The sequence below is a fragment of the Microbacterium sp. Soil_N32 genome, from assembly GCF_057655505.1.
Map to the genome: position 1 here is coordinate 342,338 of NZ_JBDGME010000019.1, position 25,006 is coordinate 367,343.

The 25,006-nt window shown below is 68.9% G+C and carries 21 protein-coding genes; 13 read left to right on the forward strand and 8 right to left on the reverse strand.

The genetic code is table 11. The features are described 5' to 3' along the window. The first annotated feature begins 54 nt into the window (after positions 1–54). Positions 55–1,296 carry an RNA polymerase sigma factor gene (locus AC3A3J_RS09755; RefSeq protein ID WP_487672090.1) on the forward strand — a complete coding sequence of 414 codons (1,242 nt, stop codon included), beginning with the start codon at positions 55–57 and terminating at the stop codon, positions 1,294–1,296. Next, positions 1,293–1,988 carry a coenzyme F420-0:L-glutamate ligase gene (locus AC3A3J_RS09760; RefSeq protein WP_487672091.1) on the forward strand — a complete coding sequence of 232 codons (696 nt, stop codon included), beginning with the start codon at positions 1,293–1,295 and terminating at the stop codon, positions 1,986–1,988. The genes AC3A3J_RS09755 and AC3A3J_RS09760 overlap by 4 nt, the downstream gene beginning before the upstream one ends. A gap of 76 nt (positions 1,989–2,064) precedes the next feature. Here AC3A3J_RS09760 and AC3A3J_RS09765 read toward each other — a convergent pair whose 3' ends face one another. Next, positions 2,065–3,081, reverse strand: coding sequence for a sugar-transfer associated ATP-grasp domain-containing protein (locus AC3A3J_RS09765; protein ID WP_487672092.1), 1,017 nt, complete (start codon positions 3,079–3,081; stop codon positions 2,065–2,067). 119 nt (positions 3,082–3,200) lie between these two features. Between AC3A3J_RS09765 and AC3A3J_RS09770 the strand changes: the two genes are divergently transcribed. Further along, the gene (locus AC3A3J_RS09770) at positions 3,201–3,869 is read left to right on the forward strand and encodes an alanine racemase (RefSeq protein WP_487672093.1); all 669 of its coding nucleotides are present in this window, start codon (positions 3,201–3,203) and stop codon (positions 3,867–3,869) included. Next, positions 3,866–4,906, forward strand: a complete 1,041-nt coding sequence (locus AC3A3J_RS09775) for an alanine racemase (protein WP_487672094.1) — start codon at positions 3,866–3,868, stop codon at positions 4,904–4,906. The genes AC3A3J_RS09770 and AC3A3J_RS09775 overlap by 4 nt, the downstream gene beginning before the upstream one ends. A 140-nt stretch (positions 4,907–5,046) precedes the next feature. Here AC3A3J_RS09775 and AC3A3J_RS09780 read toward each other — a convergent pair whose 3' ends face one another. Beyond that, positions 5,047–5,265: a DUF7455 domain-containing protein gene (locus tag AC3A3J_RS09780; RefSeq protein WP_487672095.1), complete on the reverse strand. Its 219-nt coding sequence runs from the start codon at positions 5,263–5,265 to the stop codon at positions 5,047–5,049. Between the two features lie 179 nt (positions 5,266–5,444). On the opposite strand from AC3A3J_RS09780, the gene AC3A3J_RS09785 reads away from it, so the two are divergent. Then, positions 5,445–7,523, forward strand: coding sequence for a DNA gyrase/topoisomerase IV subunit B (locus tag AC3A3J_RS09785; RefSeq protein WP_487672096.1), 2,079 nt, complete (start codon positions 5,445–5,447; stop codon positions 7,521–7,523). 19 nt (positions 7,524–7,542) lie between these two features. Further along, positions 7,543–8,361, forward strand: coding sequence for an alpha/beta fold hydrolase (locus tag AC3A3J_RS09790; RefSeq protein ID WP_487672097.1), 819 nt, complete (start codon positions 7,543–7,545; stop codon positions 8,359–8,361). Between the two features lie 10 nt (positions 8,362–8,371). Here the strand turns inward: AC3A3J_RS09790 and AC3A3J_RS09795 are convergent, their stop codons facing one another. Beyond that, positions 8,372–10,813 carry a DNA gyrase/topoisomerase IV subunit A gene (locus AC3A3J_RS09795; protein ID WP_487672098.1) on the reverse strand — a complete coding sequence of 814 codons (2,442 nt, stop codon included), beginning with the start codon at positions 10,811–10,813 and terminating at the stop codon, positions 8,372–8,374. Positions 10,814–10,866: 53 nt separating this feature from the next. Between AC3A3J_RS09795 and AC3A3J_RS09800 the strand changes: the two genes are divergently transcribed. After that, on the forward strand, positions 10,867–11,979 hold the full coding sequence (locus tag AC3A3J_RS09800; RefSeq protein ID WP_487673093.1) for an alkaline phosphatase family protein: 1,113 nt from the start codon (positions 10,867–10,869) through the stop codon (positions 11,977–11,979). Between the two features lie 40 nt (positions 11,980–12,019). Here AC3A3J_RS09800 and sepH read toward each other — a convergent pair whose 3' ends face one another. Beyond that, entirely contained in the window at positions 12,020–13,099 is a 1,080-nt protein-coding gene (gene sepH / locus AC3A3J_RS09805; protein WP_487672099.1) for a septation protein SepH, read from the reverse strand. A gap of 196 nt (positions 13,100–13,295) precedes the next feature. Between sepH and AC3A3J_RS09810 the strand changes: the two genes are divergently transcribed. Then, positions 13,296–13,589: a DUF4193 domain-containing protein gene (locus AC3A3J_RS09810; RefSeq protein WP_314648202.1), complete on the forward strand. Its 294-nt coding sequence runs from the start codon at positions 13,296–13,298 to the stop codon at positions 13,587–13,589. Between the two features lie 36 nt (positions 13,590–13,625). Here AC3A3J_RS09810 and AC3A3J_RS09815 read toward each other — a convergent pair whose 3' ends face one another. Then, the gene (locus AC3A3J_RS09815; protein WP_487672100.1) at positions 13,626–14,135 is read right to left on the reverse strand and encodes a DUF3093 domain-containing protein; all 510 of its coding nucleotides are present in this window, start codon (positions 14,133–14,135) and stop codon (positions 13,626–13,628) included. A 12-nt stretch (positions 14,136–14,147) separates the two neighbouring features. Between AC3A3J_RS09815 and dut the strand changes: the two genes are divergently transcribed. The 5 genes from dut (at position 14,148) to dxs (ending at position 21,036) form a co-directional block, all read left to right on the forward strand. Next, a complete protein-coding gene (dut, locus tag AC3A3J_RS09820; RefSeq protein ID WP_314647658.1) occupies positions 14,148–14,600 on the forward strand; it encodes a dUTP diphosphatase in 453 nt (150 codons plus the stop codon). Next, positions 14,593–15,180, forward strand: a complete 588-nt coding sequence (locus tag AC3A3J_RS09825) for a DUF3710 domain-containing protein (protein ID WP_487672101.1) — start codon at positions 14,593–14,595, stop codon at positions 15,178–15,180. The genes dut and AC3A3J_RS09825 overlap by 8 nt, the downstream gene beginning before the upstream one ends. After that, the gene (locus AC3A3J_RS09830) at positions 15,177–15,920 is read left to right on the forward strand and encodes a DUF3159 domain-containing protein (RefSeq protein WP_487672102.1); all 744 of its coding nucleotides are present in this window, start codon (positions 15,177–15,179) and stop codon (positions 15,918–15,920) included. The genes AC3A3J_RS09825 and AC3A3J_RS09830 overlap by 4 nt, the downstream gene beginning before the upstream one ends. 155 nt (positions 15,921–16,075) lie before the next feature. After that, on the forward strand, positions 16,076–18,934 hold the full coding sequence (locus AC3A3J_RS09835) for an aconitate hydratase (protein WP_487672103.1): 2,859 nt from the start codon (positions 16,076–16,078) through the stop codon (positions 18,932–18,934). Between the two features lie 161 nt (positions 18,935–19,095). Beyond that, entirely contained in the window at positions 19,096–21,036 is a 1,941-nt protein-coding gene (gene dxs / locus AC3A3J_RS09840) for a 1-deoxy-D-xylulose-5-phosphate synthase (RefSeq protein ID WP_487672104.1), read from the forward strand. A gap of 58 nt (positions 21,037–21,094) precedes the next feature. On the opposite strand, the gene AC3A3J_RS09845 is transcribed toward dxs, so the two are convergent. Genes AC3A3J_RS09845 through AC3A3J_RS09855 form a run of 3 tightly spaced genes read right to left on the reverse strand, consistent with a single transcriptional unit; the run spans position 21,095 to position 25,005 of the window. Continuing rightward, positions 21,095–21,607, reverse strand: a complete 513-nt coding sequence (locus AC3A3J_RS09845; protein ID WP_487672105.1) for a hypothetical protein — start codon at positions 21,605–21,607, stop codon at positions 21,095–21,097. A gap of 24 nt (positions 21,608–21,631) precedes the next feature. Next, positions 21,632–23,800, reverse strand: coding sequence for a 3-hydroxyacyl-CoA dehydrogenase NAD-binding domain-containing protein (locus AC3A3J_RS09850; RefSeq protein ID WP_487672106.1), 2,169 nt, complete (start codon positions 23,798–23,800; stop codon positions 21,632–21,634). Further along, on the reverse strand, positions 23,800–25,005 hold the full coding sequence (locus tag AC3A3J_RS09855; RefSeq protein WP_487672107.1) for a thiolase family protein: 1,206 nt from the start codon (positions 25,003–25,005) through the stop codon (positions 23,800–23,802). The genes AC3A3J_RS09850 and AC3A3J_RS09855 overlap by 1 nt, the downstream gene beginning before the upstream one ends. Position 25,006: the final 1 nt, after the last annotated feature.

The following is a 25,006-nucleotide window of genomic DNA, read 5'->3' on the forward strand; positions in this document are numbered from 1 at the left end:
TACTAGTGTCCGAAATGTCCCGGAGGGGCCCAGCCGCTCCGTGAAAGGCGAAACGTGACTCCTGCCACGACCAACAAATCCCGGACGAAGAAGACCGCCGACGACGCCGACCTCGAGGTCACCGCGGAGGCGGCGGAGCCCGCTGCCCCCAAGTCGGCCGCCAAGCGCGCCGCAGCCAAGCGCGCGCCGGTGAAGAAGAAGAAGGCCGACGACGTCGTCGAAGAGGACGAGGCGCCGACCGCCGCGAGCGATGAGGCGGCGACCGACGACGAGGACGAGGAGAGCAAGCCGGCGTTCACCGAGCCGCTGCCGACCGGCGCGATCGTCATCTCGTCGAACGACGACGAAGACGTTCCTGTCTACTCCACCCAGATCACCGGCGCGACCGCCGACCCTGTCAAGGACTACCTGAAGCAGATCGGCAAGGTCGCCCTCCTCAACGCGGCCGAAGAGGTCGAGCTCGCGATGCGCATCGAGGCCGGCCTGTTCGCCGAGGAGAAGCTCTCTGCGATGTCCCCGGCGGAGAAGACGAGCCAGCTCGGACTCGACCTGCAGTGGGTCGCCCGCGACGGACAGCGCGCGAAGAGCCACCTGCTCGGCGCCAACCTCCGCCTCGTCGTCTCGCTCGCCAAGCGCTACACGGGTCGCGGAATGCAGTTCCTCGACCTGATCCAGGAGGGCAACCTCGGCCTGATCCGTGCGGTCGAGAAGTTCGACTACACCAAGGGCTTCAAGTTCTCGACGTACGCGACGTGGTGGATCCGCCAGGCGATCACGCGCGCCATGGCAGACCAGGCGCGAACGATCCGCATCCCCGTGCACATGGTCGAGGTCATCAACAAGCTGGCCCGGGTGCAGCGCCAGATGCTGCAGGACCTCGGTCGCGAGCCCACCCCGGAAGAGCTGAGCCGGGAACTCGACATGACCCCCGAGAAGGTCGTCGAGGTGCAGAAGTACGGTCGCGAGCCCATCTCGTTGCACACCCCGCTCGGCGAGGACGGCGACAGCGAGTTCGGTGACCTCATCGAGGACACCGAAGCCGTCGTCCCGGCTGACGCGGTCGGGTTCACGATGCTGCAGCGCCAGCTCGAGCAGCTGCTCGACTCGCTGTCCGAGCGCGAGGCCGGCGTGATCCGCATGCGCTTCGGCCTGGGTGACGGCCAGCCGAAGACGCTCGACCAGATCGGCGACACCTTCGGCGTCACGCGCGAGCGCATCCGTCAGATCGAGTCGAAGACGATGGCGAAGCTGCGTCATCCGAGTCGTTCGCAGTCGCTCCGGGACTACCTCGAATGATGCAGGCGAACGAGGGCAAGGCGCTCGAGACGAGCGTCGACGGAAAGACGTTCGCGCGCATCCCGCTGCGGACCCGCGTGGTCATGCCGGAGGACGACCTCGACGCGGTCATCCGCGAGTACGCGGCGGATGCCGTGCGACCGGGCGACCTGCTGTTCGTGACCGAGAAGATCGTCGCGATCACCCAGGGGCGCTCGTACCGCCTCGACGAGATCCATCCGCGCAAGCTGGCGCTCTTCCTGTCGAAGTACGTCACCCGCACGCCGTACGGCATCGGCCTCGGCATGCCCGAGACCATGGAGATGGCGCTGCGCGAGTGCGGCACCCCGCGCATCCTGTTCGCGGCCGCTGTGTCTGCCGTGACCAAGGCGTTCGGGCGTCGGGGCGACTTCTACCGCATCGCCGGCGACAAGGCTCGTGCGATCGACGGCCCCACCAAGCACACCATTCCGCCGTACAACGAGGCGGTCGTGCTCGGACCGAAGGACCCGCGCGGCGTCGCAGCCCACCTCAAGTCGCTGCTCGGCGGCGGCGTCGAGGTGGCTGTCGTCGACATCAACGACCTCGGCGGGAACATCCTGGGATCGACGCTCGACAAGAGCGGCGAGCAGCGGCTCGTGCGGATCCTCGGCGACAACCCGCTCGGACAGGGCCTCGAGTCGACCCCGCTCGGCATCGTCCGCGCCCTCTGAACCGATCCTGGGGTGACAGCCCCGACGATGAAGGCCCGGATGCCAGAAGCATCCGGGCCTTCATCGTGTTCCGCGTTCAGAACCCGATGACCTCGCGGTAGCGGGGCTTGTGACCGGTGCGGATGCCCGTGACGCTGGGCTTGTTCTCGTAGACTCCGGCGCCCCAGTTGCCCTCCACGAGGACGGGGCCGTCGGGGGAGACGACGACATCCCATCCCACGTACTGCACCTGGGGGACCACGCGCGCGACCTCGTCGATGAACGCCCGCACCTCGTCCATGTAGGGCAACTGGAAGTCCGCGATGCGGAAGCCCGAGTCCGGGTGGTTCTCGTGGACGTGCCCGTGGGAGTCGTACCCGGGACCCACCGCGTGACCGTTCTCGTCGAGCATGGTGTAGAAGCCGCCGAACGTCATCTGGTCGCTCACCGCACCGCGCCCGAACTTCTGCGCCATGGCGAGGATGTGCGCCTTCTCGCCGTCGAAGAAAGCGGTGATGCGCGTGGTGTTGACCGTGCCGGGGCAGACCGCTGCGAGGTCGTCGTGCTGTCGGATGACCTCTTCGATGAGCAGTTCGCCGCGATGGAGCAGTCCACGGTGGAATTCGGCCCAATCCTCGATGTCGGCGGCGTGGTAGCGGTGCACACCCGTGCCGGCCTGACCGACCGGCTCCTTGGTGACGATCGTGCCGAGCCGCTGCGTCATCTCACGCACGGCGTCGGCGTTGCCTTCCTCGACCACCATCCACTCGCGGCGGAGGAAGGCGGAGAAGTGCTTGTCGAACTCGACCTTGTCCTGGAAGATCCAGCGGAAGTCGGGGTGGTCGTACTTCTGCGAGAGCTGGTTGGAGACCGGGTGGGTCATGTAGGTCTCGCGCTCTGCGCGGGACAGCATCGCGAAGTCGTAGTCGATGTAGTCCTGGAAGCCGACGTTGTGCCGCGCGGCCGACCAGAGCATGTCGATGACGATCCCGGGCACGGCTTTCCCGTGCTGGGCCGATGCCTCCTTGGCGCGCTCGATGACCGAGCCGACGTCGATGCGGCGGGCGCGTCCCATCAGATAGCGGATGCGGGGCGCGAGGGAAAGACGTGACATGAGGCTCCGAACGGTGTCTGGGGTTCTCCCCAGTCTACGGTGGAGGCCGGAGGGGGCCGGAGAGTCGGCGTAGGCTGGAAGACGTGTGCGAGACGACTTCGAGTGCCCGCCCGAGGGCGATGATCTCTCGTTCGGCGCTGGCCGCCGGCGCGTCGGCCGCGGTCGCGGCGGGTGGGCGGGTCGCCGATCTCCGGCGTGATGCGTGGGGTCACGGCGTGCTCGCGGTGGCCCAGGCGGTGGTCCTCGCCGGAGCCGAGCGGGTACGCGTCGACGGGCCCGGCGTGCGCGATGCCCTGGCGCTCGAGGGCATCCCGGCGTCACTCGACGACGAGCCCGACATCGAGTCTGCGCTGCTCTACGGTCTGCCTCCCCGCGACGGCGCCGGCACGCTGCGTCCGGTCATGCGCCTCCATGGTCGGGTGCTGTCGACGAAACGTCTGCACCCCGGGGACGCGGTCTCCTACGGTTACACGTTCCGCGCCGCGCGCGAGACCACCGTCGCTCTGGTGACCGGCGGATACGCCCAGGGCATCCTGCGCGCGCTCGGCAACCGGGCGTCGGTCGAGATCGACGGGATGCTGAGACCGATCATCGGTCGGGTCGCCATGGATGTCTGCGTGGTCGACCTCGAGGGTGCCTCGACCGACCTGGGTGTCGAGGCGACGTACTTCGGGGGAACGGGACCTGCGTCGTCCGCCCTCGCGCAGTGGAGTGCCGTGACCGGTCTCGAGGCCGCGGAGCTCGTCGCGGTCGCCGGGGCGCACGCGGAGCGGGGGTGGGAATCATGAGCCGTGCCGAACTGCACCTCGATGTGCGCGCCTTCCGGGCGAACGTCGCGGCGGTCCGCGAGCGGATCGCGCCCTCGGACCTCATGCTCGTCGTGAAGGACGACGCCTACGGTCACGGACTGACCTGGGTGGTCGAGACAGCCGTCGAGATGGGCGTCCACTGGATCGGCGCCTTCGACATCGCCACCGCCCTCGATGCGCGCCGGATCGGCGGCGGGAGCCCGCGCATCTTCGCGTGGGCCACATCAAGTGACGCGGAGGTCGACGATGCGCTGCTGCACGACATCGATCTCGGCGTGGGATCGGCGGAGTACCTGGAACGCGTGATCGCGCGCGCCTCGTCGATGGGTGTCCGCGCGCGCGTGCACCTGAAGATCGACACGGGCCTGCACCGCAACGGCATCCTGCCGGAGGACTGGGCGGATGCCGTCGAGCGAGCCCGTGACGCCGAACGGGCCGGCGCACTGCATCTGGCGGGCGTCTGGAGTCACATCGCCGAAGCCAGCGACGCCGAGGACGACGACGCGCAGTCGGTCTTCCTCGAGGCCGTCCGCGCGACCGGCGACTCCGGCCCGGTGCCCGAGCTCCTGCATCTCACCGCGTCCGCCGCCTCGTGGTGGCGGCCCGAACTGCGCGGATCGGTGTCGCGCATCGGCGCCTTCTGCTACGGCGTGCGGTCCGCCGACGGCCCGGAGCTCGAGGGCATCCGACCGGTCGCGGCCCTCGTCGCCCCGGTCGTCCGCATCGACGGCGACGACGCGGTGATCGCGATCGGGTCCTTCGACGGACTGCCCTCCACGTTGGCCGGCGCTCCGGTCGGCTCGCCGGCGGGGTCGCGCTCGATTCGAGCGATCGGTCCGACCGAGACGATCGTCGAGGGGTGGCCCGGCGCGGTGATCGGCGATGTCGTGCGCGTCTTCGGGCCGGGGGAGCAGGGCGAGGTCAGCGCGACCACCCTGGCCGAGCGCATCGACACCGTGGGCGAAGAGATCCTCACGCGTCTCACCGGGCACGTGCGCCGCGTCGTCGTCGACTGACCGCTCTCCGGCGATCGTCGCCGGGCCCACCCCGAGCCTGCTCGGCGCGTGCGGCGCGGAGCGTGAACAGAAGAAGGCCCCGGCGCTTTCGCGCGGGGGCCTTCCGGGGAGTCGTGGGTGAGACCGCGGCGGGTTCCGGGTCAGACCGTCTCGACGAGGCGCGAGGTCTCGTCGTGCCAGCTCGTCGCGACGGAACGGAGCTTCTCTTCGTACTTGCGTCCGTGGTGGGCGCAGAAGAGCAGTTCGGAGCCGTTCACCTCGGCGGCGATGTAGGCCTGTGCGCCGCACGAGTCGCAGCGGTCCATGGCGGTCAGTCGGAACTCGACCTCGGAGGTCTCACGTTCGGTCGTTGCGTTCATCTCGGTGCCTCCTCGTTTCGGGTTCGCTGGGGAGCGTGCTCAATACAACCACGCCGCAGCGGGGTGCATGCCCGGATCATGGCGTGTTTCGCTCAGCGCGTACGCGTGGGCCGCGGGGTGGGGACGAGCGGGGAGTGTCGGACGGGGTGCGGCCGCCTGCGCGAATAGAATCGGAGATTGTGACCGCCGAGTATTCCGCCCATCATCTCCAGGTGCTCGAGGGGCTGGAAGCCGTTCGCAAGCGCCCCGGCATGTACATCGGCTCGAACGGATCGCCGGGGCTCATGCACTGCCTCTGGGAAATCATCGACAACGCGGTCGACGAGGCCGTCGCGGGCAACGGGTCGAAGATCGACATCCTGCTGCACGCCGACGGCAGTGTCGAGGTGCACGACCGCGGACGGGGCATCCCCGTCGATGTCGAACCCCGCACCGGTCTGACCGGCGTCGAGGTCGTCTTCACCAAGCTCCACGCCGGCGGCAAGTTCGGCGGCGGGTCGTACGCGGCCTCCGGTGGTCTGCACGGTGTCGGCGCCTCCGTCGTCAACGCCCTCTCCGAGCGTCTCGACGTCGAGGTCGACCGCGGCGGCAAGACCTACGCCATGTCGTTCCACCGCGGTGAGCCCGGGCTGTTCGCCGACGACGGGGAGAAACGTCCGGACGCTCCGTTCACCCCGTTCCGCGAGAAGAGCGAACTGCGGGTCGTCGGCAAGGCACCGCGGGGAGCCAGCGGTACCCGCATCCGATACTGGGCCGATCGTCAGATCTTCACCAAGGACGCGGCCTTCCAGCTCGGAGACCTCGAGACGCGCGCGCGTCAGACCGCGTTCCTCGTGCCGGGACTGGAGATCGTCGTGCGCGACGAGCGTGCGGAGGAGCCGGTCGAGACCACGTATCACTACGAGGGAGGAATCTCCGAATTCGTCGACTTCCTCGCCTCGGATCCTCCCGTGACCGACACCTGGCGCATCCAGGGCGAGGGCACGTTCCGCGAGACCGTTCCCGTGCTGCAGGCCGACGGCCACATGGTCGCGACCGAGGTCGAGCGGGTGTGCGCGGTCGACATCGCGCTGCGATGGGGCACCGGCTACGAGACGGCGACGCGCTCGTTCGTGAACATCATCTCCACGCCGAAGGGCGGCACGCACCAGCAGGGCTTCGAGCAGGAGCTGCTGAAGGTGCTGCGCGCTCAGGTCGACCAGAACGCGCGCCGGCTCAAGGTGGGCAACGACAAGCTCGAGAAGGACGACGTGCTGGCCGGACTCACCGCGGTGCTCACGGTGAACGTGCCAGAGCCGCAGTTCGAGGGCCAGACCAAAGAGGTGCTGGGCACCCCCGCGGTCAAGCAGATCGTGGCGCAGGTCGTGCGGAAGGACCTGCAAGCGCGGTTCGCCTCGACCAAACGAGACGACAAGAGTCAGGCTACGCAGCTGCTCGACAAGATCGTCGCCGAGATGAAGGCGCGGGTCTCCGCACGCGCCCACAAGGAGACGCAGCGACGCAAGACCGCGTTGGAGTCGTCGACCCTTCCGACCAAACTCGTGGACTGCCGCACCAACGAGGTCGAGCGCAGCGAACTGTTCATCGTCGAGGGCGACTCGGCGCTCGGCACCGCGAAGAATGCGCGCAACAGCGAGTTCCAGGCTCTTCTGCCCATCCGCGGCAAGATCCTCAACGTGCAGAAGGCCTCGATCGGCGACATGCTCTCGAACACCGAGTGCGCCTCGATCATCCAGGTCATCGGTGCGGGTTCGGGGCGCAGTTTCGATATCGACGCGGCGCGCTACGGCAAGGTGATCCTGATGAGCGACGCCGACGTCGACGGCGCGCACATCCGTACGCTGCTTCTGACGCTCTTCTTCCGCTACATGCGTCCGCTGATCGAGCACGGTCGCGTGTTCGCCGCCGTTCCGCCGCTGCACCGGGTGGTCGTCATGAATCCCGGTTCCAAGCCGAACGAGACCATTTACACGTACAGCGAGCAGGAGATGCATGCGCTCCTGGCGAAGCTGCGCAAGGCCGGCAAGCGCTGGCAGGAGCCCATTCAGCGCTACAAGGGTCTCGGTGAGATGGACGCCGAGCAGCTGGCGAACACCACGATGGACCGTTCGGGGCGCCTGCTCCGCCGGGTGCGGATGGAGGATGCCGAGGCCGCCGGTCGCGTCTTCGAGCTGCTGATGGGGAACGAGGTCGCCCCGCGGCGCGAATTCATCATCGACTCCTCCGACCGCCTGTCGCGGGAGTCGATCGACGCCTGAACCGTCGTAGAGCCGGCGCATGGTTGATCTCGACCGGCGTCTGGTGCGTCCGGGGGCGGTGCTCGCCTTCGCCGACAGCGGCGGAGCTGGGCATCCTGTGCTGCTCACGCACGGAGCCGGCATGGATCACTCCATGTTCGACGTGCAGGCCGACGCCCTGATCGACTCGGGTTACCGAGTCCTGCGGTGGGATCTGCGCGGACATGGAGCGTCCCGCCTCGACGAAGGAGTGCGGTTCTCCGCCGAGGCGGCACTCGCCGACATGGCCGCGCTGCTCGCCGAGTGCATGCTCGCGCGGGTCATTCTCGTCGGTCACTCGCTCGGGGGCAACCTCGCTCAGGCGTTCGCGGCCGCGCGCTCCTCGCAGGTGAGCGGAGTCGTCGTGATGGATGCCAGCTGGAACACGGGTCCGCTCTCACGCGGCGAGCGCATCGCTCTTCATCTCGCCGCACCGGCTCTCGCGCTGGTGCCGGCTCGTCGTCTCGCCGGGATCATGGCGCGAGCGTCAGCGGTATCGGCGTGCGCTGTGGTGCGCACGGAGCGGGTGTTCGCGCGGATGTCGAAGAGGGAGTTCCTCGACGTCTGGCGTGCGACGGCATCCTTGATCGCTCCCGATCCGGCTTACCGCTCGGATGCGCCGCTCGGACTGATCCGCGGAGCCGAGGATCGCACCGGCAACATCGCGTCGGCGATGCCCCGGTGGGCACGGGCCGAGGGCGTCGGCGAACGCGTCATCGCCGGCGCCGGGCACATCGTCACCTGGGATGCGCCGGACGAAGCGTCCGCCGCTCTCCTGGCGGTTCTCGCCGAGGAGAGCTTTGTCGCAGCGACGCGGTGAGCGGCGGAGTTCAGACGAGTGTTCGACCGATGCTGCCGATGACGCCGTCCGTGGGCTGCCCCGACGCGTCGCGTCGCGCTCCCGCCTCGGGCAGCTTCCGCACGGCACCGGTCGGGTCTACGGCTTGGGCGGGGCTCGCCCCGACCCAGGCAACGGTCAGTCGGTCCTCGCCCTTCAGGAAGGCGTGCGCCCGCACGCCACCCGTCGCGCGTCCCTTCGCAGGGTACTCCGCGAACGCGGTCACCTTCGCACGCCCGGGGTCGGTGCCCGGAAGCAGGCTGTCGGATCCGGAGACGGTCGCGACGACGGCATCCGTGCCGCTCGCGACTGCACCGAAGAACAGGACGGATGCACTGCCGCCGAGCTTGATGCCGGCCATGCCGCCTGCCGCCGCACCCTGGGGTCGCACGGCGGATGCCGAGAACCGCAGGAGCTGCGCATCGGTCGTGACGAAGACGAGCTCGTGGTCGTCCGCGGCCTCCGCCGCGCCGACGACACGGTCGCCGGGTTTGAGGGAGATCACCTCGATGTCGGGGCGCACGGGCAGCGCTGACGGCACGACGCGCTTCACCGTGCCCTGTGCGGTACCGAGGGCGACGGGGGTGTCGCTGTCGAAGCGGACGAATCCGACGACGCGTTCCGACCGGTCGGTGAGACCGAGGTAATCGCGCAGCGGGGTGCCGGCGGCGAGCTGCACGGACGAGCCCGGCACGGAGGGAAGGTCGACGGGCGAGAAGCGAACGACGCGCCCCGTGCTCGTGAGTGCACCGAGCTCGGCCCTTACCGTCGTCTCGACGGTCGCGAGGATGGCATCGTGCTTGCTGCGTCGCGCCGGGGCGACGAGCTCCTGCCCCTCGGCGAGATCCACGCGCACGGCGCGGCCGGTGGTCGACAGGGCGACGACGGTGGGGGCGTCCGCGATCTGCAGATCGACTGCGCCCTTGGTCGCGCGCGGCTTCGGCGGTGCGGCGTTCATGAGCAGCGTGCGACGAGGGGTGCCATAGGCGTCGGCCGCGGCGTCGAGCTCGGTCGCGACGGCTGCGCGCAGCAGGGCATCGCTCGCCAGCAGTTCGCGCAGCGCCGCGATATCGGCGAGCAGGGTGTCGCGTTCGGACTCGAGCTCGATGCGCGAGAACTTCGTCAGCCGGCGCAGACGGAGTTCGAGGATGTACTCGGCCTGCAGCTCGCTCAGGTCGAAGACGTCGCGCAGCTTCGTGCGCGCCTGCTCCGAGTCGTCGGACGAGCGGATCACCTGAATGACCTCGTCGATGTCGACGATGGCGATGAGCAGACCCTCGACCAGGTGCAGACGCTCTTCGCGACGCGCGAGGCGGTAGCGACTGCGGCGCGTGATGACCTCGATGCGGTGCCCGACGTAGACGCTCAGCATCTCTTTGAGGCCGAGAGTGCGCGGCTGCCCGTCCACGAGGGCGACGTTGTTGATGTTGAACGAGTCCTCGAGGGGGGTGAGACGGTAGAGCTGTTCGAGGATCGCGTTCGGGTCGAAGCCGGTCTTCACGCCGATCGCCACGCGCAGACCGTGGTTGCGGTCGGTGAGGTCGGTGACGTCGCTGATGCCCTGCAGTTTCTTCGACTGCACGGCATCGCGGATCTTCTCGATCAGGCGCTCGGGGCCGACCATGTACGGCAGCTCCGAGACGATGATGCCGGTGCGGCGCGGGCCGAGCGGCTCCACCGAGACCCTGCCGCGCACCTTCAAGGCTCCGCGTCCCGTCGTATAGGCGTCTTTGACGCCGTCGAGGCCCATGAGCACGCCGCCCGAGGGGAAGTCCGGTCCCGGGACGAACTCCATGAGCTCTTCGGTGGTCGCGTCCGGGTTCTCCAGCAGGTGGGTCGCGGCGGCGACGACCTCGATGAGGTTGTGCGGGGCCATGTTGGTCGCCATACCGACCGCGATGCCGCTGGCGCCGTTGACGAGCAGGTTGGGGAACGCCGCAGGCAGGACTGCCGGCTGCTGGAACTGGCCGTCGTAGTTCGGGACGAAGTCGACGACGTCCTCGTCGAGGTTCTCGGTCAGGGCGAGGGCGGAGGCCGCCAGTCGCGCCTCGGTGTAGCGCGCTGCGGCCGGGCCGTCGTCGAGCGAGCCGAAGTTGCCGTGCCCGTCGACGAGCGGCACGCGCAGCGCGAAGTCCTGCGCGAGACGCACCAGCGCGTCGTAGATGGCGGAGTCGCCGTGCGGGTGCAGCTTTCCCATCACCTCGCCGACGACGCGGGCGCTCTTGACATGACCGCGGTCGGGGCGGAGCCCCATCTCGGCCATCTGGAAGAGGATGCGCCGTTGCACGGGCTTGAGCCCGTCGCGGGCATCCGGCAGCGCACGCGAGTAGATGACGGAGTAGGCGTACTCGAGGAACGACCCCTGCATCTCGCTGGAGAGGTCGATGTCCTGGATGCGCTCTTCGACGGGCTCGGGCGGCGGCGTTTTCGGCATGGACTTCCTGAAGGCGTGCGGGAGCCTGTGTCAGACTGGCTCGGGTGTCCCTCATGCTACCGTCCGAGTCCGCTGCAGCCCGGAGCGTCGTCGGGGTGGCGGACGACCTCTTCTCGGCGCTGACCGGGGGAGGAGCCGCCCTGCCTGCGGCATCGTCGGTCGTGCTCGTGGTGATCGACGGTCTCGGCGCGCACTCGCTGCGGGCGCATTCCGGTCATGCGCGCACGCTCTCGACGGCGATGACGCGCAAGAGCGTCGCCACCTCGGTGTTCCCGTCGACCACGGCTGCAGCGCTCACGAGCATCCTCACCGGCGCCTGGCCGGGGGAGCACGGCCTCGTGGGATATCAGGTGCGCGACCCCGAGCGCGACGTCCTCGTCAATCAGCTCTCCGGGTGGGAGTCCGCCGGCGTCGATCCCGTCGTCTGGCAGTCGACCGAGACGATCTTCGAGCGTGCGGCCGCCGACGGACGCGGCGCGTTCGCCGTGGGGCTCGCCGCCTATGCGCACAGCGGGTTCAGTCGTGCGACCCTGCGCGGCGCGACGTTCTCCTCGGCGGCTTCCGTGCGCGACCGCGTGGGCGCCGCGTACGACCTCGCGGAACGCAACCCCGGGTCCGTCGTCTACTGCTACCTCCCGGAGGTCGACAAGGCAGGACACCGCCACGGCGTGGCCTCAGCGGAGTGGGTCGCCGCCCTCGAGGACGTCGATGCCGCACTGGCGCGATCCGTGCCCTCCGGCGTCGGCGTGCTCGTGACCGCGGACCACGGGATGCTCGATGTGCCGGCCGACCGACAGCTGGTACTCGACGAGACGCACCTGCACGGCGTGCGGTGGCTGGCCGGTGAACCGCGCATGATCCACGCCTACCTCGAGCCGGACGCCGCGCCCGAGGAGGTCGTCGGCCGGTGGAGATCCGACCTCGACGGACTGGCCGACGTGGCGACGCGTCAGGAGGCCATCGACGCGGGTCTGTTCGGCCCCCGCGTGACGACGGATGCGGCAGCACGCGTCGGCGACCTCATCGCGGTGCCGAGGGGGAACCGGGCGATCTACGACGGCACGGCTGCAGACCAGAGAGCGCGCGGCATGATCGGGCAGCACGGCGGTCTGACCCCCGAGGAACGGCAGGTGCCGTCGATCGCACTCGGAGCGTTCGCACGCTGATCATCGTGTCTCGGGGCGTGTGGGTCCCACGGCCGAGGAGTCACTCGTCGGTGCGGGCTCCGAAGACGATCTCGTCCCACGAGGGCATCGCGTTGCGGCGTCGACGGCGATTCGAGGAGTCCGTCGATTCGCCGCCGGATTCGGTGCGGGCGGGACGGGTGTCCTCGGGCTCCGCGTCATCGTCTTCGAACGCCGCGTCGAAGATCGCGATGGGGTTGGTCTCCTGTCGCGCGGGAGGCGCGGAGGGTGCGGGCTGCGGTCGCTCCGCCGGGGTCTCCACCATCGGCGCGCTCTCGCGCTGCCCGCGGCGGCGACGCAGCGCCTCCAGCAGGTCGGCGGTCTCGGGTGTGGTCGTCGGCGTCTCGGGAGCGCGCTTGATCGCGGCGTGCTGGGCTGCGGCGTTCGAACGCTCCGGGAGGTCCGGTTCCTCGACCTCGGCCTCGGGCGCGGGCACGAGCCGGGGGCCGAAAGCGCCGGAGTCGAACCGGCTGTCGTCTTTGTACGGCGACGCGGAGCGCTCGGGCTCGACTGCACGCAGCCGGGGGATGAGTCCCTCCGGCAGCGAACCCTGGCGCGACAGCTGAGCGGCATCGGAGTTCAGCGGCGACAGCGCGCTCCGCCGAGGGTCGAAACTCCATCGTGCGTCGTGCTCGACCTCGTTCGCGCTGAACTCGAGCTTGATGATCCAGCCGCTCTCGTCCTTCCAGCTCGCCCACCGCTCGGCGGTGGCGGCGACATCGGCGAGCTTGGCGCGGATAGCGGTCCCGAAGGTCGGCTGGGCATCGGGTTCGACCTCGCTGCCGATGAGCACCGGCACGGCCAGCGCCTGTCCGATGACGTGTTCGCGTTCGGCGAGGACGGGTCCTTCGAAGCGTGCGACATCCTCGACGGCGATGCCGAGGAGTTCCGCCACCTCGGCGGTCGTGAGCCCGGCGCGGATCTGCGCCTGGATGTCCCGCGGGCTGGCGACGAGGCGCGCAGCCGACGGCTCCGTCTGGCGGGTGGCTCGCCGCAACTCGCGGCGCAGCACGTCGTCGATGGCCAGCGCGAACCGCTCGCCCGACTCTGTCGCGAGCACGAGGACCCCTGCCTCCGTGCCGACGATGGTGACGTTTTCCATGCGAATGCCCCTCTGATGGGTGTGCGTTCATGGTGTCACGCGAGTCCCCGTCCGAGCGGGAATAACGTGGGCGCGCCGCGAGTTTCGTCAGGCGATGCGGACGCATTTGCTAAATGTTTCCCCGTCGTGCAAACTATGGCCGCCGATTACCCGACGGCGCACCACCACTCGCACCATGAATGTGGAGATCTACCGCATGGCAACCGACTACGACGCCCCCCGTAAGAGCGAAGACGACTCCGAGTCGATCGAAGCCCTGAAGGAGCGCGTTCCCGACAAGCTCGCCGGCACCACCGGCGACGAGGACTCCGACAACCCGTCCAGCTTCGACCTGCCCGGCGCCGACCTCTCCGACCTCGAGCTCGACGTCGTCGTGCTCCCGGCTCAGCAGGATGAGTTCACGTGCATGAACTGCTTCCTCGTGAAGCACCGTTCGCAGCTCGACCACGAGGACGCCTCGGGCCCGATCTGCAAGGAATGCGCGGCCTGAGTCCGCGCGACGAATCACGCGCCCCGACCTTCGAGGTCAGGGGCGCGTTGTCGTCTCCGGGGCGGCATCGAGGGCCGCGGCCTCGGCGCGTGCGGCGCGCAGCGCGGCGGCCAGACGGTCGGGGGTGCGGCTCGAGATCGTCCACGCCGTGACGGGATCGGCCGGGTCGTCGTTCGGAACCACCACCAGGCCGTCGATGCCGCCGCGGATCAGGTGCCATCCGCGGGCGGGGAGTCCCGGCCCCCGCGCCTCCTTCGCGTCGGCGCCGGTGAGGGCGACGGGATCACCGAGGAACGAGACGTCGATGTGGGCTCGACCCGCGCGGAGTTCGCGGTCGGAGACCTCCACCACGGGAGCGAGCAGAACGATCAGGGCGACGAGGATCGCCGCGACGGTCGCGCCGACGACGAGGGCGACGGTCGATCCGACCGGGACGAACACGAGGGAAACCATCGGGCCGGCGAGGGCGACCGTGACGAGCATCCGGATGCTCGGCGAGAGCCTCTCGCGGTAGCGGGGACGGGCGTCCGTCGTGGTGTTCTGCATTAGCCTCATGGGGTGACCGATTCCGTTGATGTCCCCATTATCGCCGCTCGCGTTCCGACGTACGCGCACCCGGGCGACGCGGGCGCCGATCTCACCGCGGCGGAAGCGGTGCGCCTGGAGCCCGGGGCCCGCGCCCTCGTCGGCACCGGCGTGCGCATCGCGCTTCCCGAGGGGTACGCCGCGTTCGTGGTCCCGCGGAGCGGCCTCGCCGCGAAGCACGGCATCTCGATCGTCAACTCCCCGGGAACCGTGGACGCGGGCTACCGCGGCGAGATCAAGGTGAGCCTGATCAACACCGATACCGAGAGCGCGTACGATGTGGCCGTCGGAGACCGCATCGCGCAGCTCCTCGTCATGCCGGTGACACGCGCCGTGTTCCACCCGGTCGACGAACTCCCCGAAAGCGTGCGCGGCGAAGGCGGCTTCGGATCCACCGGCTATCAGGCAGGGAAGAGCAATGACTGACATCACCCCCACTCCCGACAAGTCCGCGCCGTCGAACCGTGCGACCGAGGGGCCGTTCGACGACTCCGAGGCGAATCCGGTACGGCCGTACATCGACCTCGGCGGCATCAAGATCCTCCCGCGCGAGGGCCTCAACCTGCGGCTCGAGGTCGAGGAGCAGTCGAAGCGCATCGTGGCCGTCGGCCTGGACTACGCCGACTCGTCGCTGCAGGTGCAGCCGTTCGCGGCGCCGCGCTCCGGCGGCCTCTGGGACGAGACCCGCGTGCAGTTGCGCGATCAGGTGAAGGCGCAGGGCGGCCGCGTCGAGGAGCGCGAGGGCGCACTCGGTAAAGAGTTGCTCGCCGAGGTGCCGACCGCGGCGGCCGAGGGGTCGTCGCTCCGGCTCGCCCGCTTCGTGGGCGTCGACGGTCCGCGGTGGTTCCTGCGCGGAGTGATCGGCGGTGCCGCTGCCTCCGACCCGGATGCCGCAGAAAAGGTCGAGGATCTGTTCCGGTCGATCGTGGTCGTGCGCGGCGGCGCGCCCATGCCTCCGCGTGACCTGATCCCGCTCAAGATGCCCGCCACGCCGGGATCCGCGTGAGCGACCCCGACCGCCGGGGCCAGGGGGAGCAGTCGGCCTCCGAGATCTTCGGCGCCGCGATCAGCGGTGCGGCGCGACGAGCAGGTGTCGATGCATCCGACGGCTCGCGCGCGCACACCGTGGTGTGGTCGGCGATCGGCGGGTGGCGGGGCATCCTCGAGTCGGTGCTGCCGAGCCTCGCTTTCGTCGTGCTCTTCACTCTGCGCCCGGAACCGCTGCTGCTGTCCCTCGGGGTGTCGGTGGGACTCGCCGCGGTGTTCACGATCATCCGACTGCTGCAGAAGTCTCCGCCGTCGGCCGCGATCGGGGGACTGGTGGCGGCGGGTGCGGCGGCCGGTCTGGCCCTGTGGACGGGTCGCGCGCAGGACAACTTCGTCCCCGGTCTCATCACCAACGCTGCCTACGGCACCGTGCTCCTGGTGACGGCCCTCGTCGGTTGGTCTCTGATCGGCGTCGCTGCGGGCTTCCTCATGGGGGAGGGCACGGCGTGGCGTCAGGACCGCCGGAAGCGGCGGGCCTTCCTCTGGCTGGGGGTGGCCTGGTCGGCGCTGTTCTTCGCCCGACTTGCCGTGCAGCTGCCGCTCTACCTCACCGAGCAGGTCACGGCGCTCGGCACGCTCAAACTCGTGATGGGGCTGCCGCTGTTCGCCCCGATGGTCGCGGTGACGTGGCTCGTCGTGCGGGCGCTCTATCCGCCGGACAAGCCGGCCGCGTCGGCGGGTACCTCGCCGCAGCCGTGATAGATTTATCTTGATATCAAGATAAATCGAAGGGCTTCTGCTCGAAGGTTCGCAGGGCGCAGACTGGTTAGGTCCGCCTTGCTAGCCGCGGCGCCTTCGAGGCGAGCAAGATGGAAGCGCCTGTCGCGCCCCTCAGATCAGAAGGAGACGGAATCGTGTCCACGGTGAACAGCTTCGGTGCCCGGAGCACCCTGACGGTCGGCAGCACCGACTACGAGATCTTCCGCATCGACACGGTGCCCGGTTTCGACAAGCTTCCCTTCAGCCTCAAGGTTCTGCTGGAGAACCTGCTCCGCACCGAGGACGGTGCGAACGTCACGAAGGCCCAGATCGAGGCACTCGGGTCGTGGGATGCGGCGGCAGAGCCCAACACCGAGATCCAGTTCACGCCGGCCCGCGTCGTGATGCAGGACTTCACCGGTGTCCCGTGCATCGTGGATCTCGCCACCATGCGCGAGGCCGTCACGGCCCTCGGCGGAGACGCCAACAAGATCAACCCGCTGTCGCCCGCCGAGATGGTCATCGACCACTCGGTGATCGCCGACCTCTTCGGCTCGGAGAACGCTCTCGAGCGCAACGTCGAGATCGAGTACGAGCGCAACGGGGAGCGCTACCAGTTCCTCCGCTGGGGACAGACGGCATTCCAGGACTTCAAGGTCGTGCCCCCCGGCACCGGCATCGTCCACCAGGTCAACATCGAGCATCTCGCCAAGGTCATCTACGACCGCACCAACGGCGGTGTGCTGCAGGCCTACCCCGACACCTGCGTCGGCACCGACTCGCACACCACGATGGTCAACGGCCTCGGAGTCCTCGGTTGGGGTGTGGGCGGTATCGAGGCCGAGGCCGCGATGCTCGGTCAGCCCGTGTCGATGCTGATCCCGCGCGTGGTGGGCTTCAAGCTCTCTGGCGACATCCCCGCAGGCGTCACCGCGACCGATGTCGTGCTCACGATCACCGAGATGCTGCGCCAGCACGGCGTGGTCGGCAAGTTCGTCGAATTCTACGGCGAGGGCGTCGCCTCGGTGCCGCTCGCGAACCGCGCCACGATCGGCAACATGAGCCCCGAGTTCGGCTCGACCGCCGCCATGTTCCCGATCGACGACGTGACGCTCGACTACCTGCGCCTCACCGGCCGCAGCGAGGACGCCGTCGCACTGGTCGAGGCGTACGCCAAGGAGCAGCAGCTCTGGCACGACCCGTCGCACGAGCCCGTCTTCAGCGAGTACCTCGAGCTCGACCTCGGCACGGTCGTGCCGTCGATCGCGGGTCCGAAGCGCCCGCAGGACCGCATCCTGCTGTCCGAGGCCAAGACGCAGTTCGAGCAGGACATCCTCAACTACGCCGGCCCGACGGAGGACACCGTCGAGGTCGAGGGCACCTTCCCCGCCTCGGACCCCGGCACCACGCCGGGCGTCGAGCACGAGCACGTCTCGGAGGAGGGCGTCTCGCACCAGCACGAGCACGCGGCCGGGACGCTCCTCGCATCGGGCGGCACCCACTCGGCGTCGAACCCGGTCAAGGTCACCACGCCGTCGGGGGAGCAGTACCTCCTCGACAACGGCGCGGTCACCCTCGCGGCGATCACGTCGTGCACCAACACCTCGAACCCGTCGGTGATGATCGCGGCCGGGCTCGTCGCCCGCAAGGCCCGTGAGAAGGGGCTGAAGCAGAAGCCGTGGGTCAAGACCACGCTCGGCCCGGGTTCGAAGGTCGTGACCGACTACTACGAGAAGTCCGGCCTCGACAAGGACCTCGAGGGCCTCGGCTTCTACACCGTGGGTTACGGGTGCACGATCTGCATCGGAAACTCCGGCCCGCTGATCGAGGAGGTCTCCGAGGCGATCAACGAGCACGACCTCGCCGTCACGGCAGTGCTCTCGGGCAACCGCAACTTCGAAGGTCGCATCAGTCCCGACGTGAAGATGAACTACCTGGCCAGCCCGCCGCTGGTGATCGCGTATGCGCTGGCCGGATCGATGCACTTCGACTTCGAGACGGATGCTCTCGGAAAGGGGTCCGACGGTCAGGACGTGTTCCTCAAGGACATCTGGCCGACGCCCGACGAGGTTCAGGAGATCGTCGACTCGTCGATCTCGCGCGAGCAGTTCATCAAGCAGTACGCCACGGTGTTCGAGGGCGACGAGCGCTGGAAGAGCCTCCCGACGCCCGATGACGCCACGTTCCAGTGGGACGAGGACTCGACGTACGTCCGCAAGGCTCCGTACTTCGACGGAATGACGATGGAGCTCACGCCGGTGAAGGACATCCAGGGCGCGCGCGTCATGGCGACCCTCGGCGACTCCGTCACCACCGACCACATCTCGCCCGCCGGCAACATCAAGCCGGGCACGCCCGCGGCGCAGTACCTCACCGAGCACGGCGTCGACCGCAAGGACTTCAACTCCTTCGGCTCGCGACGCGGCAACCACGAGGTGATGATCCGCGGCACCTTCGCGAACATCCGTCTGAAGAACCTCATGGTCTCGGCGGTCAACGACGGCCAGGTCGTCGAGGGCGGCTACACGCGCGACTTCACGAAGCCGGGCGGACCGCAGTCGTACATCTACGACGCGTGCATGAACTATCAGGAGCAGGGCACCCCGCTCGTCGTGTTCGGCGGCAAGGAGTACGGCTCCGGGTCGTCGCGCGACTGGGCGGCCAAGGGCACCAGCCTCCTGGGCGTCAAGGCGGTCATCACCGAGAGCTTCGAGCGGATCCACCGTTCCAACCTCATCGGCATGGGCGTCGTGCCGCTGCAGTTCCCCGCCGGTGAGAGCTGGGAGTCGCTCGGCCTGGACGGCACCGAGATCGTCTCCATCTCCGGACTGGAGGAGCTGAACAACGGCGTCACGCCGAAGACGGTGCACGTCACCGCTGCTCCGAGCGAGGACTCGCCCGAGGGCAAGCAGACGGTCGAGTTCGACGCGGTCGTGCGCATCGACACCCCCGGTGAGGCGGACTACTACCGCAACGGCGGCATCCTGCAGTACGTTCTGCGTTCGCTCGTCTGATCGGACATCGAACGGAGGGGGCCCGGCGGATCATAGCCGGGCCCCCTCCGTCGTTCCAAGGGGGTGTGCCTCTCGGGCCTTTCATCGGCGGGAGCGGTACGATCGATCAGGCGTCCGCGACCCGGGCGGAACGCATCCGACGAACAGGTGAGGGAGTGCCGATGCCCATTCTTCCGAGCATCTCCGGACCCAGGGACCTCGATGGTCTGACCGAGAAGCAGCTGGCCGAGCTCGCAGAGGAGATCCGCGTCTTCCTGGTCGAGAACGTCGCCCGCACCGGCGGTCACCTCGGCCCGAACCTCGGTGTCGTCGAGCTGACGATCGCCCTGCACCGCGTCTTCTCATCGCCGGACGACCCCTTCATCTTCGACACCGGTCATCAGTCGTATGTGCACAAGCTGTTGACGGGTCGTCAGGACTTCTCGAAGCTGCGCGTCCGGGGCGGGATCGCCGGCTACCCGCAGCGGGCCGAGAGCCCGCACGACGTCGTGGAGTCGTCGCACGCATCCAGCTCGCTCAGCTGGGCGGACGGGGTGTCGCGCGCGTTGACGGCGACCGGGCGCGGAGATCGCCACGTGATCGCTGTCGTGGGCGACGGTGCGCTCACCGGCGGTATGACCTGGGAGGCGCTCAACAACATCTCCGACGACAACGACCGCAACCTGGTCATCGTCGTGAACGACAACGGACGCTCCTACGCCCCGACCATCGGCGGCATGTCGCGCTATCTCAACCGCGTTCGCACCGCGGCCGCCTACAAAGACCTGCACCACAAGTCAGACCGGCTGTTCCGGGCGTTCGGGCCGATCGGCCGGGCCGTCTTCCGCGGCGTCCGCGGCGGAACGCACGGCTTCCTGTCGCGCTTCACGAACAACGAGGCGCTGTACTCGAACCTCGACATCAAGTACCTGGGCCCGGTCGACGGGCACGACCTCCCGGCGCTCATCGAGACGCTGGAGCTGGCGAAGTCGTACGGTGCTCCGGTCATCGTCCACGCGATCACCGAGAAGGGCCGCGGCTATCAGCCCGCGCGTGACGACGTCGCCGACCAGTTCCACGCGGTCGGGAAGATCGATCCGGTGACGGGCGAGACGCTCGGAGCCGGAGGTCGTGGATGGACCGATGTGTTCTCGGAATCGCTCGTCGCGGTGGGAGAGCGCAAGCCGGAGGTCATCGCGATGACCGCCGCGATGCTGCGGCCGACCGGTCTGGCTCCGTTCGCCGAGCGCTTCCCGACCCGCGTCTACGACGTCGGCATCGCCGAGCAGCACGCGGTGGCCTCTGCCGCCGGTCTGGCCTTCGGCGGACTGCATCCCGTCGTCGCGGTCTACGCCACCTTCATGGGCCGTGCGTTCGATCAGGTCCTCATGGACGTCGCCCTGCACCGCGCCGGCGTGACGTTCGTGCTCGACCGGGCGGGCGTGACGGGTCCTGACGGTCCGAGCCACCACGGCATGTGGGATCTCGCGATGCTGCAGATCGTCCCGCACATCCGTATCGCTGCGCCGCGCGACGGCATTCGTCTGACCGAGGCGCTCGACGAGGCCGTCGAGGTCGACGACGCGCCCACCGTCATCCGTTTCCCGAAGGGCGAGGTGGCCGCGGAGCTGCCCGCCCTCGAGCGGCTGCATGACGGCGTCGACGTGCTCGCGCGCGGCGAATCGGAGGACGTGCTCATCGTCGCGATCGGTCCGTTCGCCGAGCTGGCGATGGATGTCGCCGCCCGTCTGCGGGCCCAGGGGATCGGAGCAACGGTCGTCGACCCGCGCTGGGCCATTCCGGTCCAGCCCTCCGTGGTCGCCCTCGCCGCTCGTCACCGTCTCGTGATCACACTCGAGGACGGCATCCGCGTCGGCGGCATCGGCACGCGAGTGCGGCAGGTTCTGCGCGAGGCCGGGATCGATACCGCCGTCGACGAGCTCGGGCTGCCCGATGAGTTCATCGATCACGCATCCCGTGATCAGATCCTGACCGAGGCCGGCCTCACGGCGTCGAAGATTGCGCAGGATGTCGTGTCGCAGGTGCTGGGCACGCGCATCCCGGTCGCGCGCGACGCCGCCGAGACCGGCGCCGTCGACGTCCCGCTGCACGAGCGCTCCTGAGCTGAGCGCCCCGGGCGCCTGCGACGCTGCCGGGGAGCGTAGTCAGCGGACCGGAGCGTCAGCGTACGAGGCCGCGGGAGGCGCCGCCTTCGAACGGGGGATCGGTGTCTCGTGGCGAGGAGCGAGCCGCCCGTGCGGCGCGCGCGTCATCGCGCCGTGCACGTCGCATCGTCAGCCACCAGCCGAGAGGAACCGCCACTGTGGCTGTCAGAGCGGGAGAGACGGTGAGGAAACCCCACGGCGGGGAGGCGACGATCCGGAAGACGTTCCCGCCCGTGGCGACACACAGGTAGAGCGCGCCGATGAGCAGCCCGAGAGACGTGTACACGGCGAGGTGCACGGGGACCGACCGAATGCGTCGCAATGCCGTCGCGAGAGGGCGCACGCCGAGCATGCCGAATACCATCACGATGCCGGCCGGAATCCCCGCGAAGATGGCGACGACGATCGGAACGGTGAGCAGCCAGGGGTCGAGATCGGTGGGGCCTACCCCGTTCAGTACCGACGACGCGACATCTTCAATACATAGCGGACGCCGCTGGCACGCGGAAGGGGCCGCGCCCGTCGGCACGGCCCCTTCCGTCGTTCTTCGGCGTCAGCGGTGCGCGACGCCGCGGATCTGCGGGGTGTGGAACGAGCCCCCGAAGGCCCGCTCGGATGCACCCTCACGGTCGAGGTAGGGCGACGCCCCGCCGTCGATGAACGGCCAGCCCGCCCCGAGGATGAGGCACAGATCGATATCCTCGACATCGGGCACGACGCCCTCGTCCAGCATTCGCTTGATCTCGTCGGCCAGGCCGTCCTGCACGCGCTGGAGGATCGTCTCGGCCGATGCCGGGGTCGTGCCGACCGCGGGCTTCAGGGTCTTCTCCGCCTGCTTCGTCCACCCGGTGACCCGGCCGCCCTTGTCCTTCTCGACCACGGCGTCCAGCTCCGCGAGAGCATGGAAGTTGTCGTTCGCGTAGAACCGGTCGGGGAATGCCGACGCCATCGTGTCCTGCACGTGCGCCGCCACCTTCCAGCCGACGAGATCGATGAGCTGGAACGGGCCCATCGGCAGCCCGAGCGGCGCGAACGCCTTCTCGACGTCGACGATCGGCGTGCCCTCGTACACGGCGCGCGCGGCCTCGCCCATCACCTTCGCCAGCAGACGGTTGACCACGAAGCCCGGTGCGTCGGCCGTGAGCACGGCGTTCTTGCCGAGCCCGCGCGCGACCACGAATGCCGTCGAGAGCGCGGCGTCGGACGTCGCCGGCGTCTTGACGATCTCGATGAGCGGCATCACCGCGACCGGGTTGAAGAAATGGAACCCGACCAGCCTCTCCGGATGCGCCAGCTTCGCGCCGATCTCCTCGACAGACAGCGATGAGGTGTTGGTGGCGAGGATGGCGTCTTCGGCGATGATCTTCTCGATCTCGCCGAAGACCTGCTGCTTCACGCCGACCTCTTCGAACACCGCCTCGATCACGAAGTCGCAGTCCGCGTACAGCGTCTTGTCGGTCGTGCCGGTCACGAGCCCGCGCAGCTTGTTGGCGGTGTCCGCATCGAGGCGGCCCTTGCTCTCGAGCTTCCCGATCTCGTCGTGGATGTACGCCACGCCCTTATCGACGCGTGCCTGGTCGAGGTCGGTGATCAGGACCGGCACCTGCAACTTGCGCACGAACAGCAGAGCGAACTGGCTCGCCATCAGACCGGCGCCGATGATGCCGACCTTCGTGACCTTCTTGGCGAGCTGCTTGTCGGGGGCGCCCACCGGACGCTTCGCCCGCTTCTGCACGAGGTCGAAGGCGTACATGGATGCCGCGAACTGGTCGCCCGTGACGAGGTCGGCGAGCGCCTCGTCCTCCCGCGCGAAGCCTTCGGCCTTGGTACCGCTCTTCGCCTTGTCGAGCAGGTCCAGCGCGACGTACGGCGACTTCGGCACGTTGCCGATCTTCGACTCGAGCATGCCGCGGGCCATCTTGATGGCGATGGGCCACTTGGTGAGGCGCTCGATCTTGCCCGGCTGATTCTTGCGCTCGACCTTCCTGCCGCCGAGCACCTCGTCGGCCCACACCAGGGAGTCCTCGAGGTAGTTCGCGGCCGGGAAGATCGCGTCGACGATCCCCAGATCGAACGCCTGCTGCGGCTTCAGCATGCGGTTCTGCTTGAGCGGGTTCGAGATGACGACCTCGAGGGCGTTCTCGATGCCGATCAGGTTCGGCAGAAGGTACGCGCCGCCCCACCCCGGGATGATGCCGAGGAAGACCTCGGGGAGCGCGATGGCGGCCGCGGAGGCATCGACCGTGCGGTAGGTCGAGTTCAGAGCGATCTCGAGCCCGCCTCCGAGCGCGAGGCCGTTCACGAACGCGAAGGACGGCACACCCAGCTCTCCGAACCGCCCGAGCACCTTGTGCCCGAGCTGTGCGATGAGCCGCGCGTGATCGCGCGACCCGACTTTGCCGATGTCGGAGAGGTCGGCGCCGGCGGCGAGGATGTACTGCTTGCCCGTGACGCCGACGGCGTCGATCTCGCCGGCCGCGGCGCGCGCGGCGAGTCCGTCGAGCGTCTCCCCGAGCTGGGTGAGGGTCGCCGGACCGAGGGTGTTGGGACGGGTGTGGTCGCGCCCGTTGTCGAGCGTGATCAGCGCCAGCACCTTGCCCGACGGCAGGCGGATGTCGCGGACGGGGGACTGCGTGACGACCTCGCCGTCGGTCAGTGCCCGGATGGGGGAGAAGTCGACGTTCGCGTACTGCTCGGAAACCGTATTCGCCATGCTGCTCATCACTTCCGCTTCTTGCCGTCGTAGTGCGGGTTCTCCCAGATGACCGAGCCGCCCTGGCCGAGGCCGACGCACATAGCCGTCAGGCCGTAGCGCACGTCCGGTCGCTCGGCGAACTGCGCCGCGAGCTGGATCATCAGGCGCACGCCGGACGCGGCGAGCGGGTGACCCACGGCGATCGCGCCACCCCACGGGTTGACCCGGGGGTCGTCGTCGGCGATGCCGAAGTGGTCGAGCAGTGAGATGACCTGGATCGCGAAGGCCTCGTTGAGCTCGAACAGCCCGATGTCGGAGATGTCGAGTCCGGCCTTGCGCAGCGCCTTCTCTGTGGAGGGGATGGGACCGATGCCCATGATCTCGGGCTGGACGCCGGCGAAGGCGAACGAGACCATCCGCATCTTGGGTGCGAGGCCGAGTTCCTTCACGGCACGTCCACCCGCGAGCAACGACATGGTCGCGCCGTCGGTGAGCGGCGACGACGTGCCCGCGGTGACTCGTCCGTGGGGGCGGAAGGGGGTCTTCAGAGCGGCGAGGTCCTCCATCGTGGTCTGGGGGCGGCGTCCCTCGTCCTCGGTGGCGAGACCCCACGCGCCGTCTGCGCCCTTGATGGCGACGGAGACGAGGTCGGGCTGGATCTTGCCGGCGTCGTAGGCCGCCTGCACCTTGTGCTGGCTCAGCATGCCGTAGCGGTCCGAACGCTCCTTCGTGAGGTGCGGGAAGCGATCGAAGATGCGCTCAGCGGTCACGCCCATGTTGAGCGCGCCGGGGTCGACCATCTTCTCCGCGACGAACCGCGGGTTGGGGTCGGCGTTCCCGCCGATCGGGTGGTGGCCCATGTGCTCGACGCCGCCGGCGAGCGCGAGGTCGTACATGCCGACGCCGATCGATGCGCCCATCGTGGTCACGCTCGTCATCGCGCCGGCGCACATCCGCTCGACCGCCAGGCCGGGCACCGTCTGCGGGAGGCCTGCGAGGATCGCCACCGAACGACCGAGGGTCAGTCCCTGGTCTCCGGTCTGCGAGGTCGCGGCGATCGCGACATCGTCGATACGGTCGGCCGGCACGGCCTGATTCCGCTCCATGAGACCGATGGTCGCCTTCACGGCGAGGTCATCGGCTCGGGTGTTCCAGTACATGCCCTTTTCGCCGGCGCGCCCGAAGGGGGTGCGCACTCCATCGACGAAGAAGACGTCCGAGATCTCGGCCACT

Coding starts and splice junctions, on each gene's coding strand:
- AC3A3J_RS09760 (WP_487672091.1), top strand. CDS start 1,293: ATGATGCAGGCGAACGAGGGCAAGGCGCTCGAGACGAGCGTCGACGGA.
- AC3A3J_RS09765 (WP_487672092.1), bottom strand. CDS start 3,081: ATGTCACGTCTTTCCCTCGCGCCCCGCATCCGCTATCTGATGGGACGC.
- AC3A3J_RS09770 (WP_487672093.1), top strand. CDS start 3,201: ATGATCTCTCGTTCGGCGCTGGCCGCCGGCGCGTCGGCCGCGGTCGCG.
- AC3A3J_RS09775 (WP_487672094.1), top strand. CDS start 3,866: ATGAGCCGTGCCGAACTGCACCTCGATGTGCGCGCCTTCCGGGCGAAC.
- AC3A3J_RS09780 (WP_487672095.1), bottom strand. CDS start 5,265: ATGAACGCAACGACCGAACGTGAGACCTCCGAGGTCGAGTTCCGACTG.
- AC3A3J_RS09790 (WP_487672097.1), top strand. CDS start 7,543: ATGGTTGATCTCGACCGGCGTCTGGTGCGTCCGGGGGCGGTGCTCGCC.
- AC3A3J_RS09795 (WP_487672098.1), bottom strand. CDS start 10,813: ATGCCGAAAACGCCGCCGCCCGAGCCCGTCGAAGAGCGCATCCAGGAC.
- AC3A3J_RS09800 (WP_487673093.1), top strand. CDS start 10,867: ATGCTACCGTCCGAGTCCGCTGCAGCCCGGAGCGTCGTCGGGGTGGCG.
- sepH (WP_487672099.1), bottom strand. CDS start 13,099: ATGGAAAACGTCACCATCGTCGGCACGGAGGCAGGGGTCCTCGTGCTC.
- AC3A3J_RS09810 (WP_314648202.1), top strand. CDS start 13,296: ATGGCAACCGACTACGACGCCCCCCGTAAGAGCGAAGACGACTCCGAG.
- AC3A3J_RS09815 (WP_487672100.1), bottom strand. CDS start 14,135: ATGCAGAACACCACGACGGACGCCCGTCCCCGCTACCGCGAGAGGCTC.
- AC3A3J_RS09825 (WP_487672101.1), top strand. CDS start 14,593: ATGACTGACATCACCCCCACTCCCGACAAGTCCGCGCCGTCGAACCGT.
- dxs (WP_487672104.1), top strand. CDS start 19,096: ATGCCCATTCTTCCGAGCATCTCCGGACCCAGGGACCTCGATGGTCTG.
- AC3A3J_RS09850 (WP_487672106.1), bottom strand. CDS start 23,800: ATGAGCAGCATGGCGAATACGGTTTCCGAGCAGTACGCGAACGTCGAC.